21 protein-coding genes are annotated in these 13,815 nt (G+C 38.2%); 2 read left to right on the top strand and 19 right to left on the bottom strand.

The window, feature by feature from the left end; all coding sequences use genetic code 11:
• Positions 1-57 precede the first annotated feature (57 nt).
• Positions 58-276: a hypothetical protein gene (locus Q9B79_RS25750; RefSeq protein ID WP_000900296.1), complete on the bottom strand. Its 219-nt coding sequence runs from the start codon at positions 274-276 to the stop codon at positions 58-60.
• 158 nt (positions 277-434) lie between these two features.
• Here Q9B79_RS25750 and pdaB point away from each other — a divergent pair, with 158 nt between their 5' ends.
• Positions 435-1,199 (top strand): polysaccharide deacetylase family sporulation protein PdaB, encoded by a 765-nt coding sequence (gene pdaB, locus Q9B79_RS25745; RefSeq protein WP_306188739.1) that lies wholly within the window; start codon positions 435-437, stop codon positions 1,197-1,199.
• A gap of 90 nt (positions 1,200-1,289) precedes the next feature.
• Here pdaB and kbaA read toward each other — a convergent pair whose 3' ends face one another.
• Positions 1,290-1,901, bottom strand: a complete 612-nt coding sequence (kbaA, locus tag Q9B79_RS25740) for a KinB signaling pathway activation protein KbaA (RefSeq protein WP_306188737.1) — start codon at positions 1,899-1,901, stop codon at positions 1,290-1,292.
• Between the two features lie 139 nt (positions 1,902-2,040).
• Here kbaA and gerD point away from each other — a divergent pair, with 139 nt between their 5' ends.
• Positions 2,041-2,658 (top strand): spore germination protein GerD, encoded by a 618-nt coding sequence (gene gerD / locus Q9B79_RS25735; RefSeq protein ID WP_098669532.1) that lies wholly within the window; start codon positions 2,041-2,043, stop codon positions 2,656-2,658.
• Between the two features lie 56 nt (positions 2,659-2,714).
• Here gerD and Q9B79_RS25730 read toward each other — a convergent pair whose 3' ends face one another.
• The 17 genes from Q9B79_RS25730 to Q9B79_RS25650 form a co-directional block, all read right to left on the bottom strand.
• Positions 2,715-3,782 carry an Mrp/NBP35 family ATP-binding protein gene (locus Q9B79_RS25730; protein WP_306188735.1) on the bottom strand — a complete coding sequence of 356 codons (1,068 nt, stop codon included), beginning with the start codon at positions 3,780-3,782 and terminating at the stop codon, positions 2,715-2,717.
• A gap of 144 nt (positions 3,783-3,926) precedes the next feature.
• Positions 3,927-4,640, bottom strand: a complete 714-nt coding sequence (cwlD, locus tag Q9B79_RS25725) for an N-acetylmuramoyl-L-alanine amidase CwlD (protein WP_306188733.1) — start codon at positions 4,638-4,640, stop codon at positions 3,927-3,929.
• Between the two features lie 66 nt (positions 4,641-4,706).
• Positions 4,707-5,135, bottom strand: coding sequence for a DUF2521 family protein (locus Q9B79_RS25720; protein ID WP_306188730.1), 429 nt, complete (start codon positions 5,133-5,135; stop codon positions 4,707-4,709).
• Positions 5,136-5,297: 162 nt separating this feature from the next.
• Entirely contained in the window at positions 5,298-5,690 is a 393-nt protein-coding gene (rpsI, locus tag Q9B79_RS25715) for a 30S ribosomal protein S9 (protein ID WP_000079986.1), read from the bottom strand.
• 21 nt (positions 5,691-5,711) lie between these two features.
• Complete coding sequence (rplM, locus tag Q9B79_RS25710) at positions 5,712-6,149, bottom strand: 50S ribosomal protein L13 (protein WP_001260793.1); 438 nt, start codon at positions 6,147-6,149, stop codon at positions 5,712-5,714.
• 152 nt (positions 6,150-6,301) lie between these two features.
• Complete coding sequence (gene truA, locus Q9B79_RS25705; RefSeq protein WP_306188726.1) at positions 6,302-7,045, bottom strand: tRNA pseudouridine(38-40) synthase TruA; 744 nt, start codon at positions 7,043-7,045, stop codon at positions 6,302-6,304.
• Between the two features lie 14 nt (positions 7,046-7,059).
• Positions 7,060-7,854, bottom strand: coding sequence for an energy-coupling factor transporter transmembrane component T family protein (locus Q9B79_RS25700; RefSeq protein ID WP_098669536.1), 795 nt, complete (start codon positions 7,852-7,854; stop codon positions 7,060-7,062).
• A complete protein-coding gene (locus Q9B79_RS25695) occupies positions 7,842-8,723 on the bottom strand; it encodes an energy-coupling factor ABC transporter ATP-binding protein (RefSeq protein ID WP_098669537.1) in 882 nt (293 codons plus the stop codon). The genes Q9B79_RS25700 and Q9B79_RS25695 overlap by 13 nt, the downstream gene beginning before the upstream one ends.
• Positions 8,699-9,541: an energy-coupling factor ABC transporter ATP-binding protein gene (locus tag Q9B79_RS25690; protein WP_306188722.1), complete on the bottom strand. Its 843-nt coding sequence runs from the start codon at positions 9,539-9,541 to the stop codon at positions 8,699-8,701. Before Q9B79_RS25690 ends, Q9B79_RS25695 begins: the two co-directional genes overlap by 25 nt.
• Positions 9,542-9,644: 103 nt before the next feature.
• A complete protein-coding gene (gene rplQ, locus Q9B79_RS25685; RefSeq protein ID WP_000331490.1) occupies positions 9,645-10,007 on the bottom strand; it encodes a 50S ribosomal protein L17 in 363 nt (120 codons plus the stop codon).
• A 35-nt stretch (positions 10,008-10,042) separates the two neighbouring features.
• A complete protein-coding gene (locus tag Q9B79_RS25680) occupies positions 10,043-10,987 on the bottom strand; it encodes a DNA-directed RNA polymerase subunit alpha (protein ID WP_000569643.1) in 945 nt (314 codons plus the stop codon).
• A 180-nt stretch (positions 10,988-11,167) separates the two neighbouring features.
• On the bottom strand, positions 11,168-11,557 hold the full coding sequence (gene rpsK, locus Q9B79_RS25675; RefSeq protein ID WP_000101798.1) for a 30S ribosomal protein S11: 390 nt from the start codon (positions 11,555-11,557) through the stop codon (positions 11,168-11,170).
• A 24-nt stretch (positions 11,558-11,581) separates the two neighbouring features.
• Positions 11,582-11,947: a 30S ribosomal protein S13 gene (rpsM, locus tag Q9B79_RS25670; RefSeq protein ID WP_000090788.1), complete on the bottom strand. Its 366-nt coding sequence runs from the start codon at positions 11,945-11,947 to the stop codon at positions 11,582-11,584.
• 21 nt (positions 11,948-11,968) lie between these two features.
• Positions 11,969-12,082: a 50S ribosomal protein L36 gene (rpmJ, locus tag Q9B79_RS25665; RefSeq protein ID WP_000868344.1), complete on the bottom strand. Its 114-nt coding sequence runs from the start codon at positions 12,080-12,082 to the stop codon at positions 11,969-11,971.
• A gap of 35 nt (positions 12,083-12,117) precedes the next feature.
• Complete coding sequence (gene infA / locus Q9B79_RS25660; RefSeq protein ID WP_001029884.1) at positions 12,118-12,336, bottom strand: translation initiation factor IF-1; 219 nt, start codon at positions 12,334-12,336, stop codon at positions 12,118-12,120.
• Between the two features lie 68 nt (positions 12,337-12,404).
• Positions 12,405-13,151, bottom strand: coding sequence for a type I methionyl aminopeptidase (map, locus tag Q9B79_RS25655; protein ID WP_000582539.1), 747 nt, complete (start codon positions 13,149-13,151; stop codon positions 12,405-12,407).
• Entirely contained in the window at positions 13,151-13,801 is a 651-nt protein-coding gene (locus Q9B79_RS25650) for an adenylate kinase (protein ID WP_098669539.1), read from the bottom strand. Before Q9B79_RS25650 ends, map begins: the two co-directional genes overlap by 1 nt.
• Positions 13,802-13,815 lie beyond the last annotated feature (14 nt).

The raw sequence follows: 13,815 nt of genomic DNA, 5'->3' as shown, positions 1-13,815 counted from the left end.
CCCGCATCAGCGACGGTTATTAATTTATCATATAATATCTATCGGCGTCAACACTTTTTAATAAAAAGTTCTTTTCCTTACATAACGAATACATTCCTCTGCATTAGCGACCCTTCGAAACAAACAAAAAATGATTTTATATCTTTCTTCCATCGCCTTTTTTACAACGTCATGAATACGTTCATCTTCAAAATCAAATAAAAGTTCTTCTAACTCTCTCTTCAATATATATTCCATTTCTTTTTTCTCTTCTTTCGTTAACATAAACCCAAGCAAATCATCACCTCAATCATTTCTTAAAGAGCAATAAATGTTCCGCTCAATTTTCCTACCATCCATTATATCCACCACTTACGATGTTAATCCCTTGTTCTCTTTTTTATATTTACAGCATATATGTAACTGAAAAGGATTGGACAAAGGGGCGTAATATTATGTTTTTCTTTTTTATTACGAGTAAAAGAAACTTTAAACACATTAGCTTAATAGTGATACTTTCCTTATTTACAGCATGGCTGCTCTTTTTGAAAACATATTCACACGAGTCTGCTTTTTCAACCGCTACAGGTCCTAAAGTCATTTACAAAGGCGATACCTCTAAAAAACAAGTTGCATTTACGTTTGATATTAGTTGGGGAGACAAAAAAGCAATTCCAATCCTTGATACACTTAAAGAAAGAGATATTAAGAATGCAACTTTCTTCCTTTCTGCTGCATGGGCAGAAAGACATCCTGATGTTGTTGAGCGCATCATAAAAGATGGACATGAAATCGGTAGTATGGGTTACAATTACACGTCCTACACTTCTCTAGAGACAAACGAAATACGAAGAGATCTTTTACGAGCACAAGATGTGTTTACAAAACTCGGTGTGAAGCAAATGAAACTATTGCGTCCACCTAGTGGAGATTTTAACAAAGCAACACTTAAAATAGCAGAATCGCTCGGATACACCGTCGTTCATTGGAGTAATAACTCAAACGACTGGAAAAACCCTGGTGTAAACAATATCGTTTCCACGGTCTCTAATAATTTAAAAGGTGGAGATATTATCTTATTACATGCATCCGATTCTGCCCTTCAAACAAATAAAGCTTTACCACTGCTTCTGCAAAAATTAAAAAGTGACGGCTATGAGCAAATATCCGTATCACAACTTATTTCCAACACAAGTACGAAAAGTGAAGATGTACAATAATTCTTCAAACATAAAAAGCTCTACTACCTTTCATTCAGGTAATAGAGCTTTTTCCATTCGTACAACTACTCTGCGTGAAAGCCCCCTTAATTAAACCGACTTACTCGTCTTTCCAATTAAACGATGTAATATAAGTAACTGATATGCATTACATAATAAAAGTGGTATCACCATTAAATATAACCAATCTGTATCATTAATTCGAAGAGCTGGTACCCACTCAAGAATTGTTACAACAACCATAAAGAACAAAGCGGGCACGAATGCCTTTTTGTTCGTTTCTTTACTTTTTATATAAGCAACAATGGCGCCAAACACAAATAACACACCAGCAACAAGTATGTTATTTCCTAATGAAACTTCCCCATTTGCAATCAACACAGATCTTAAATACACGAAATCAAATAAAACGAATGCAATGAAGAAGAGCTGAACTGTATTCCATAAAGAAGGTGACCTGAACATCCCTAATCCAAAACGATGGATTGTTAAATAGGCAAAGAACCCCATTTGACTTATAACACTAAAAATAAACCCTACGCCCATCAACCAAAAGGAAACCGCTAAAATCTCCTTTCCGTCTAAATTTTGAAAAAATTCAGCGTACTTGTCCCACTCCAAAACAAACCCAATAATAACCGTACTAATCCCACCAAGAAACAACGTCGTAAAAAATAGTCGTACCCACTTGCGGCTATTCACAACACATCCCCCATTATCCTTATATTTCTAATCAAATTGTATCAATGACAATTTCAAAAAGCTAGCCATGTTCATGTATAAATTCCTTAAAGATATTTATATTAAAAAGAGAGAACTGTGCTGAAAGGAGTTCCAACTTATGAAACGGATGCTGCTCGTTTTGACTTCTTCTTTTCTATTCTTTGTACTTGTAGCATGTGCACAAGAAAAAGAAGCAAAGTCCGAACTTGATTATGATCAAACGAAGAAAATGATTGTTGATATTTTAAAAACTGATCAAGGTAAGAAAGCCATTCAAGATGTATTAACTGATGAAAAAATGAAACAAGCACTCATACTAGATGAAACAGTGGTAAAGAAAACGATTGAAGATGCAATGGTATCCGACAAAGGGCAACAATTCTGGGAAAAGCTCTTTAAAGACCCTGAGTTCTCATCGAAATTCGCTAAAAGTATGGGAAAAGAACAAACAGCCTTAATGAAAACTTTACTAAAAGACCCTGAATACCAAGCAGGCGTTATAGAAATTATGAAAAACCCTGAAGTAGAAAAAATGATGCTACAAACGATGAAGAGCAAAGAATACCGCCAATATTTACAACAAGTACTAACAGAAACTGCCGAAAGCCCACTCTTCCAAGCTAAGATGATTGATATTATTAGTAAAGGCGTACAAAAGGCTGAAAAAAGTGGTTCTGATAAAAAAGAAGCAGGCGGTGAAGGTGGTTCTCAAGGCGATAAAAAGGAACAGCAATAAAAATAATAACGATAATAATGAGTGGACAATATGCGTATCGTCCACTCATTATTATTTTATTTTTGCGCAACAGCTGTTTTACCAATCACTGTCTCAGCTATCGTGCGATAAATAAGGCCCGTCGTATGTGTATCTTCGTATACCGACGGCGCAAAGTCTTCTTTATTCCAATCAGGTTGTTGAAGCGGGATTCGGCCAAGCACTTCCGTTTGAAGTTCTGCAGCTAATTTATCTCCTCCACCTCTTCCAAACACATATTCTTTTTCACCAGTTGCTTTACTTTCAAAATAAGCCATATTTTCAACAACGCCAAGAATACTATGTTCTGTGCGTAAAGCCATAGCTCCAGCACGCGCTGCTACGAATGCCGCTGTTGGATGAGGCGTTGTGACAATAATCTCTTTACAAGCCGGCAACATCGAATGTAAATCTAGTGCAACATCACCTGTACCCGGTGGTAAATCTAAAACTAAATAGTCTAAATCTCCCCACTCTACTTCTGTAAAGAAATGATTTAACATTTTCCCAAGCATAGGCCCTCTCCAAATAACTGGTGCATTATCTTCTACAAAGAACCCCATTGAGATTACCTTTACACCTAGACGTTCCACTGGAATGATTCTATCTCCTCTTACAACAGGACGTTTTTCTATCCCCATCATATCTGGTACGCTAAAACCATAAATATCGGCATCAATGATACCAACCTTTTTCCCTAGACGAGCTAAAGCAATAGCAAGGTTAACAGAAACTGTTGATTTCCCAACTCCACCTTTTCCACTCGCCACTGCTAAAAATGTCGTTTTTGAATTTGGTGACAATAAAGATTCAGTTTGCTCCTCTTCCTGTTCTGGTGCAAACTGAGCTAATTCCTCTTCTGTAAATTCTGCAAAGCGAAGCCCTACTGTTGCTGCTCCTAGTTCTTTTACTAACTTTACAATTCCAGATTGCAATTGCATTTGTTCCGCTGTACCGGTTTTTACGATTGCAATTTTAACACTTACATGTTCCTTTTCAGGCTTAACCGTCACCTCTTTAATTGCACCTATTTCTTTTAGCGTTTTATGTAAAAACGGATCTACAATCCCTTCTAACGCTTCCACTACTTGCTCTTTCGTTACCATAATTAGCCCAGCCCCCTGTATGAAAAATAACGTAATGTTAATTTATTGTATCTCTCTTTATTTTAAAAATAAATGCGTTTACATTTCCAGTATAACATATTTTCGGAAAACTTCGTTAACGAGAGAAACGCAAAAAAATCCCCCTTATTCTGGAGGATTTCCTTTTTCCGTGAAATAACGTAATATACCACGATATACTGCAGCCGCTACCTTTTGCTGATATTTCTCCGAATTTAACATATACCTTTCATTCACATTCGATAAAAAGCCAGCTTCAATTAAAGCGCCTGGTGTTTTTGCATACTTTAATAAATACACATGAGAAATTGTTTTAGCAGAACGATTCGTATTCTCTAAACTGGTTCTCAATTCTGCTTGTATAAATTTCGCAGCACGTTCATTTTCAATCGAAGAACGATAATAGAACGTTTGTGCGCCTTTCGATCCACTACTAGTTAAAGCGTTTAAATGAATACTCGCAAAAAAGTCTACATCAGGTTTATTAATAATCTCTACACGCTTTTTTAAATCCTCTGCTTTACGTCTACTATATGATTTTGTATCTTTCTGTGCTAAATCATAATCTCCATCACGCGTTAAAATAACTAGCGCGCCTTGCTCTTGTAAATAATCTTGTACCTTCTTTGTAATCTCAAGCGTAATATCCTTTTCTATAATATCCTTTCCACCAACAGCCCCTCCGTCTGGTCCACCATGCCCAGCATCTAATACAATTACTTTCCCTGATAAGGGTAAATTCCAAGCTCGCCACGATTTTGTAATTTGAAACTCTTGTTTAACTAAAAAAAACAAAACAACCGCAGCGAGTGCAAAAGAGATAATTCGAATTCTCTTCATACCTTTCCTCCTCCAGCTAGTCCCTCTAATTACTTATATGGGACAAGAGGAAAGTTTATGCTTGTCTTAATGAAGCTTTAATCGATATCTTCTTTCACCTTTTTCATATCCTTCCTGCCACCATAAACCGATAAACTGCTGGCAAGATTCAAAAAGCAATTCCTCATCTTGTAACTTAATTTCCCTCATACTCATGCTCGCCAAAAATTGAAATAGTGTTTCCGTTAATTGTTGCTCTTCTTCTAAGGCTCTATATTTCACATCAAAAAATGATTCACCGTAATAACCAAACTTACTATATCTCGCTCCTAATAAATACGATTCTATCCCTAATTCAATACAGTAATCTTCATACTGCCGATGAAGTTCCTGCATCTGAAAGGCATCTCTAATATTTGAACGTAATGTTTTTAATGATAATTCCCGTAGCATCTTCCGTTCATATTTTAACTGCTTTTCTTTTTGTTTTTCTTGTAAGCTGACAATGACATTCATAGTACTTATAAACCTCCCTAATACATATTAGTCTAAACTTCTAAAGAAGAAGCATACGCGAGAGGATAGCACTAAAATATTCCAAACTACAAAAATTCCAAAAGAGGAATGAAACATAAAAAAACCCCAACCAAAATGGTTGGGGTTTGTAGTTCGCAAAAATTAACGTTTTGAGAACTGAGGTGCACGACGTGCGCCTTTAAGACCGTATTTTTTACGCTCTTTCATACGTGCGTCACGAGTTAATAGACCTGCACGTTTTAGTGTTAGACGGTATTCTGGATCAGCTTTTAATAAAGCGCGAGAAATACCGTGACGAATAGCACCAGCTTGACCAGTGTATCCACCACCATTTACGTTTACAAGTACATCGTAGTTACCTAAAGTTTCTGTTGCAACTAGAGGTTGTTTCACTACTTCACGTAATGCAGCAAATGGGATATAGTTTTCAAAATCACGACCGTTAATGATAACGCGTCCTTCGCCTGGAACTAGGCGTACGCGCGCTACTGAACTCTTACGACGTCCAGTGCCATAGTATTGAACCTGTGCCAAAGTAAGCCCTCCTTTAATTGATTATCCGCGAAGTTCGTAAACTTCTGGTTTTTGTGCTTGGTGTGGATGCTCTGCTCCAGCATACACGTTTAGTTTCTTAGAAACTTGACGGCCTAGGCGTCCTTTTGGAAGCATGCCTTTAATTGCAAGCTCTAACATTTGTACAGGGTAGTTTGTACGCATTTCAAGAGCTGTTCTTTGTTTAAGTCCACCTGGGTGGTTAGTGTGACGGTAGTAAATTTTATCGTTTAATTTATTACCTGTTAAATGAATTTTCTCAGCGTTAATAATAATTACATGATCACCCGTGTCAACGTGTGGTGTAAATGTAGGTTTGTTTTTACCACGTAAAATGGATGCTACTTCACTAGCAAGGCGACCTAAAGTTTGACCTTCAGCATCAACCACATACCATTTACGCTCAACTTCGTTAGCTTTTGCCATAAAAGTCGTACGCATGTGTTTCCCTCCTCGTTATCTTTTCCATAGAAAAAATCTATTGTTTATCTTAAACACGATTTCCTTCCGGGGCTAATCGTGGTTTTAGAAACAATACCATATGTTATGATATACTTTTGAGTTTCTAATGTCAAGCAAATGTTACACCAGGATTAGTTGTTATAGTTTACCTGCCATAAGTAAAGCCCATGACCAGGAGCCATCTTTCCAGCAAACTGACGATTTCGTTTCGCTAGAATCTCTGGAATGCTGTCTGGATCAAGCTTTCCTTGCCCTACGCTCAGTAACGTACCAACAATAATTCTGACCATATTATATAAAAATCCATTACCTACAAAACGAAAAATTAATTCATCGTCTTGCTCAATTAGCTCAATTTCATAAATTGTTCTCACTTTATCTTTTTTGTCAGTTTTTGCCGAACAAAAAGAAGTAAAATCATGCGTTCCAATAAAATAAGGGATCGCTTTTCTTATAGCGTTTATTTCGAGCGGATATGGATATTGATATACGTAATTTCTACGGAATACATCCGCAGTCTTTGATAATAATACACGATAACGATATTCTTTTCTCTCGACACCGTAACGCGCGTGAAATTCTTCTGTTTTTTTCTCTACCTGTCTAATAACAATATCATCTGGTAGCATTGTGTTTAATGCATTACTCCATTGCCACTCTTCAAGAGACAACGGTGTATCAAAGTGTATCACTTGTCCTTTAGCATGAACAGTAGAATCCGTTCTGCCAGATGCTTGCACACGAACAAGTTCCCCTTTATGCAATTTCTGTAAAGCTTTCTCTATTTCTTGTTGAACAGTACGATGCTGCGGCTGAATTTGATAACCGCAAAAATGCATGCCATCATATGCAACCGTACATTTTATTCTATCCATTTCTCTATTCTCCATTACGATCGCACCCATGCCAAAATACAAGCTAAACAAAGTAAGCTTATAATCGTTACTGTATCACTTGTTTTCCAGCGCAGTTGCCTAAATTTAGTACGTCCTTCGCCACTTTGATATCCACGAGCTTCCATAGCAATTGCTAAGTCCTCTGCACGCTTAAAAGCACTGATAAATAGAGGGACGAGTAGTGAGATAATAGCTTTCATCCTATCTTTTATCGGTCCCCCAGCAAAATCAATACCACGTGACGCTTGTGCCTTCATTATTTTACTCGTTTCATCCATCAATGTCGGGATAAAACGAAGAGAAATTGACATCATTAATGCGATTTCATGAACAGGAACTTTTATACGCTTCAACGGCTTTAATAACGTCTCCAAACCATCTGTAATCTCAATAGGTGTCGTCGTTAACGTTAGTAATGTCGTCATTAAAATAATAACGAAGAATCGTATAGAAATGTATATTCCTTGCTCTAATCCTTTTTCATGTATCGAAAACCAACCAAGCTGGAATAGTACTTCCCCTTCTTTATTTGTAAAAATATGCAGGAAAAATGTAAAAAGAAAAATCCATAGAATTGGTTTTAAGCCCGAAAGTACATAACGAATCGGCACTTTTGCAAAAAATAAAGCAATGAGTGCATATAAAAATAAAAATCCATATGAAATCGCATTATTTGCTAAGAAAACAACAAATACATATAAAAAGACAATCAGCAGCTTCGTACGTGGATCAAGTTGATGAATAAGAGAATTCCCTGGAATATATCTTCCAATAATCAACTGCTGCATGATTCATGACCACCTTTTCGTAACACCTGCACAACTTCATGAGTAAGATCCTCTAAAGATAAGGTAGCCTTTGGGATTGAAATGCCAAACTTCTCTTCAATTGCACGTTTATACTTTAAAGACATAGGAAGATCCACGCCAATTTTCTCTAATTCATCAGCATGTGAAAATACTTCCTCTGCACTTCCTTGCAAAAAGACCGTTCCTTTATGCATGACTACAATCTGTTCGGCATATTTAGCAGCATCCTCCATATTATGCGTTACAAGGATAACTGTAAGACCTTTCTCCTTATGTAGTTTATAAAACATCTCCATAAGTTCATTCTGCCCTTTTGGATCTAGTCCTGCTGTAGGTTCATCTAATACAAGCACTTCGGGTTCCATAGCTAATACGCCTGCTATCGCAACACGCCTCATTTGCCCACCACTTAACTCAAATGGTGAACGTGCTAACAGTTCTGGTTCTAACCCTACAAGTTCAATTGCCTCTCTTGCCTTTTGCTTCGCTTCTTCTACAGATACTCCGAAATTAGTAGGACCGAAACAAATATCTTTCTCTACAGTCTCTTCAAACAACTGATGTTCTGGAAATTGAAAGACAACCCCTACCTTTTTACGTAGTGGCTTTAGCTTTTTTTCTTTCTTTCCTGCCGAAATGAAATGTTCACCAATTTGAACTGTGCCATTTGTCGGCTGCAATAAACCATTTAAATGTTGAATCATCGTCGACTTACCTGAACCAGTATGACCGATAATGGCATAATAGCCCCCACTTGGAAACGACACGTCTACATCATAAAGTGCGCGTCTTTCAAATGGAGTTTTATATTGATAACGATGTTCTACTTTTTGGAATGTAATCTCCAAAGTTCGTTCACCAAGCTTTCCATTGTAAGATGCGTATTTTGCAAGTGAATTTCATTTCTTTTTAATAATTCTGCTATTTTCACTGAGAACGGTACATCTAATCCAATTTCTTGGAGCATATGAGAGGACTTGAAAATTTGTTCTGGAGTTCCTTCCTCTAATATTTCTCCCTTATTTAAAATAATGACACGGTCTGATTGTGCCGCTTCTTCTAAATCGTGCGTAATTGATAACACGGTAATACCTTTTTGATTAACGAGTTGTCTAACCGTTTCTACTACTTCACGTCTCCCCTGGGGATCTAGCATTGACGTTGCTTCATCTAATATTAAAATAGATGGCTGAAGTGCTAAAACGCCTGCTATTGCCACTCGCTGCTTTTGCCCACCAGATAACGAATGAGGCTCATCATTAAGAAACTCTTCCATACGGACGAGTCGCAAGGCCTGATCTAATCTTTCTATCATTTGTTCTCTTGGCATTCCGATATTCTCTAAGCCAAAGACAACGTCATCTTGCACTGTCGTTCCAACAAATTGATTATCCGGATTTTGAAATACCATCCCAATTTGTTTTCGAACATCCCATACCGTTTCCTCTGACAAAACCATTGTATCATTTACTCTAATAGTTCCTGCTTCCGGTAAAAACAAACCATTCAATAGTTTTGCAAGTGTAGACTTCCCTGAACCGTTTTGTCCAATAACAGATACCCATTCTCCTTCATATAAGGAAAATGAAACATCTTTTAACGCATAAGTGGCTGCCCCAGGATATTGAAATGATATATTTTCTGTCCGAAGTTTCTCTTTTTTCAATACAAGGCACCCTTTCCTTCGTCAAGTAAGCCTATTTTTATATTTAAAAAAAAGGGCCATGACCAGTTTCTTGAAAAGAACTGTCCTGCCCTTTTAATTATCATTATACTAACTCGATAATTACCATTGGTGCTGCGTCTCCGCGACGTGGACCAATTTTTGCAATACGAGTGTATCCGCCTTGGCGCTCAGCATAGCGTGGAGCTACATCAGCGAATAATTTTTGAAGTGCATCTTGACCAGTCTCAGCGTTAGCTACTTCATTGCGAATGAAAGCTGCTGCTTGACGACGAGCATGAAGATCTCCGCGTTTACCTAAAGTGATCATTTTTTCCACTACAGAACGAAGTTCTTTTGCACGAGTTTCTGTCGTTTGGATGCGCTCGTTGATAATTAAATCAGTAGCTAAGTCACGTAACATAGCTTTACGTTGCGCACTTGTACGGCCTAATTTTCTGTATGCCATTCGTAGTTCCCTCCTTTGTTGATGGGTTTAAATCCTCAGTCGTCTTTACGTAAACCTAAACCTAATTCCTCAAGTTTATGTTTAACTTCTTCTAAGGATTTACGTCCTAAGTTACGAACTTTCATCATATCTTCTTCTGTTTTGTTCGCAAGCTCTTGTACAGTATTAATTCCTGCACGTTTTAGGCAATTATAAGAACGAACAGAAAGGTCTAGTTCTTCGATAGTCATCTCAAGAACTTTCTCTTTTTGATCTTCTTCCTTCTCGACCATAATCTCAGCATTTTGTGCTTCGTCAGTTAAACCAACAAAGATATTTAAATGCTCAGTTAAGATTTTGGCACCTAAAGAGATAGCTTCTTTTGGCCCGATGCTTCCATCCGTCCATACATCAAGCGTAAGCTTATCATAATTAGCCACTTGTCCGACACGTGTCTTTTCCACTTGGTAAGTCACACGTGATACTGGAGTATAAATAGAATCAATAGGAATTACTCCTATTGGTTGATCTTCGCTTTTATTTGCATCAGCTGGCGTATACCCACGGCCACGCTTTGCAGTTAAACGCACGCGGAAATGCGCATCTTTTGCTAACGTTGCAATGTGTAAATCTGGATTTAAGATTTCTACATCACTATCGTGAGTAATATCAGCAGCTGTGACAATACCTTCGCCCTGCACATCAATTTCCAACGTCTTCTCTTCTTCAGAGTAGATTTTAAGAGCTAACTTTTTCAAGTTTAAGATGATCGTCGTAACGTCTTCTACTACGCCCTCAACTGTTGAAAATTCATGTAATACGCCATCGATTTGGATAGCAGTAACAGCGGCACCAGGGAGTGAGGATAAAAGAATACGACGTAAGGAGTTACCCAAAGTAGTACCATATCCACGCTCAAGCGGTTCAATTACGAATTTACCATATTTAGCATCTTCGTTAAGTTCAACCGTTTCGATTTTCGGCTTTTCGATTTCAATCATTAACTAAACCCTCCTTCAAAACGTCGAAACCCCGGTTAAACAAAGGTCTAACCCCTGTCTAACCGAAAGTCCCCCTTAGGCAGTTCCCGATTGTGCACAACAAGCGATGTTTCTGTACGAAATTTCTCGATAATGCATCATATCCATTATAGACAAAAGGGAAAATTCTATACAGAAAAATTACACACGACGACGTTTTGGTGGACGACATCCATTATGAGGAACTGGAGTAACATCTCTAATTGCTGTTACTTCTAGACCTGCAGCTTGAAGAGCACGAATTGCAGCTTCACGACCAGCACCAGGACCTTTAACAGTAACCTCTAAAGTTTTTAAACCGTGTTCCATTGCAGCTTTAGCAGCAGTTTCAGCAGCCATTTGCGCAGCGAATGGAGTAGATTTACGAGATCCACGGAAACCAAGTGCACCAGCACTAGACCAAGAAAGTGCGTTACCGTGAGTATCTGTAAGAGTTACGATTGTGTTGTTGAAAGTAGAACGAATATGAGCTATACCAGCTTCAATATTCTTTTTCACACGTTTTTTACGAGTGTTTGTTTTACGTGCCATTGTTAGTTCAACCTCCTTTACTTATTATTTCTTTTTATTTGCTACTGTACGACGTGGACCTTTACGTGTACGAGCATTGTTTTTAGAGTTTTGACCACGAACTGGTAAACCACGACGGTGACGAAGACCACGGTAAGAACCGATCTCCATTAGACGTTTAATGTTAAGAGATACTTCACGACGAAGGTCTCCCTCAACTTTAATACGATCGATGATATCACGGATACGTCCTAATTCGTCTTCCGTTAAATCACGAACTCGTGTTTCTTCAGAAATACCTGCTTCAGCAAGAATTTTTTCAGCAGTTGTGCGACCAATGCCGAATACGTAAGTTAAAGAAATAACAACGCGTTTGTCTCGAGGAATATCTACACCTGCGATACGTGCCATTACGAATGCACCTCCTTCTGATTAACCTTGTTTTTGTTTATGTTTAGGGTTTTCACAAATAACCATTACTTTTCCACGTCTACGAATAACTTTACATTTTTCGCAGATTGGTTTAACTGACGGTCTTACTTTCATGTCTCGAACCTCCTTAAAGATTACGGAGTGCTATATTATTTAAAACGGTACGTAATACGACCACGATTTAAATCGTACGGAGATAATTCTACCGTAACTTTGTCTCCTGGTAAAATACGAATGAAGTTCATACGGATTTTACCAGAAACGTGAGCCAATACGACATGCCCATTCTCTAATTCTACTTTGAACATAGCATTTGGCAACGTTTCAAGAACGGTACCTTCGACTTCAATTACATCATCTTTAGCCATTCAATAGTTCTCCCTTCTTCAAATCAGTAACATTTTACACTGCTCTGAAATCCCGGAGAGCCAGCTACTTATAAAGTGGTAAGGATTTCGTATCCTGCTTCTGTAAGAGCAATCGTGTGCTCAAAATGGGCACACCATTTACCATCTACCGTTACCACTGTCCAGTCATCAGATAGTGTTTTTACATATCGTCTTCCTTGATTCACCATCGGCTCAACACAGATGACCATTCCCGGCTTTAATCTAGGGCCTCTATTTGGTGGACCATAGTGCGGGATTTGCGGGTCCTCATGTAAGTCTTGCCCGATTCCGTGACCAACATACTCCCTAACGATCGAGAATCCATTCTCTTCAGCATGGGTTTGAACCGCATGTGAGATATTTGATAATCTCTCGCCTGGTTTTACTTGTTCTAGACCAAGATACAACGATTTTTCTGTGACATCAAGTAGCTTTTGAACAGATTCAGAAATGTTTCCAACTGGATACGTCCATGCAGAATCTCCATGGTACCCATTGTATTTCGCACCAATATCGATACTGATGATATCGCCCTCTTTGAGCTTGCGCTTCCCTGGAATTCCGTGTACAAGCTCTTCATTTACAGAAGCACATATGCTCCCCGGAAATCCGTTGTATCCTTTAAAAGATGGCGTAGCACCATATTTTTGAATCGTCTTTTCCGCTATTTGATCGAGCTCTTTCGTTGTAATTCCTGGAGTAATGTGTTGTTTTAACTCTTGATGAGTTAAAGCAACGATCCTGCCAGCTTCTCGCATGATTTCTATCTCGCGAGGAGTTTTGCAGATTATCATTACGCTAAGCCTCCGATGAGAACATCGATATCAGCAAATACTTTATTGATATCTTGCTCACCATTAATGCTTTGTAGGTAACCAAGCTCCTCGTAGAAATCAAGCAAAGGTTTTGTTTGCTTAATATTTACATCTAAGCGATTTGCTACAGTTTCTTCATTGTCATCAGAGCGTTGATATAATTCGCCACCACATTTATCACACACGTCAACTTTTGCTGGCGCATTGAATTCTAAGTGGTAAGTCGCACCGCACTCTTTACAAATGCGACGGCCTGTAAGACGTTTTAATAACAACCCTGAATCCACATTAATGTTTAAAACATAGTCGATTTTTTTGCCAAGATCTTTCATAATCTCTTCAAGAGCTGATGCTTGTGCAACAGTTCGTGGGAAACCATCTAGTAAGAATCCTTTTACGCAGTCTTCTTGACTTAAACGTTCACGAACGATTCCGATTGTAACTTCATCTGGAACAAGTGCACCTTTATCAATAAAAGATTTTGCTTGTAAACCCATTTCAGTTTCAGCCTTCATAGCTGCACGGAACATATCTCCTGTTGAGATGTGAGGGATGTTATACTTGGCAACAATCTGTTCGGCTTGTGTACCTTTACCAGCACCAGGAAGCCCCATTAAAATTAAGTTCATCCTTGTTCCCCCTC

The organism is Bacillus sp. MHSD_36, assembly GCF_030757775.1.
GTDB lineage: Bacteria > Bacillota > Bacilli > Bacillales > Bacillaceae_G > Bacillus_A.
Note: the sequence above shows the minus strand (reverse complement) of the source record. Positions and strands in the feature narration are given on the sequence as shown.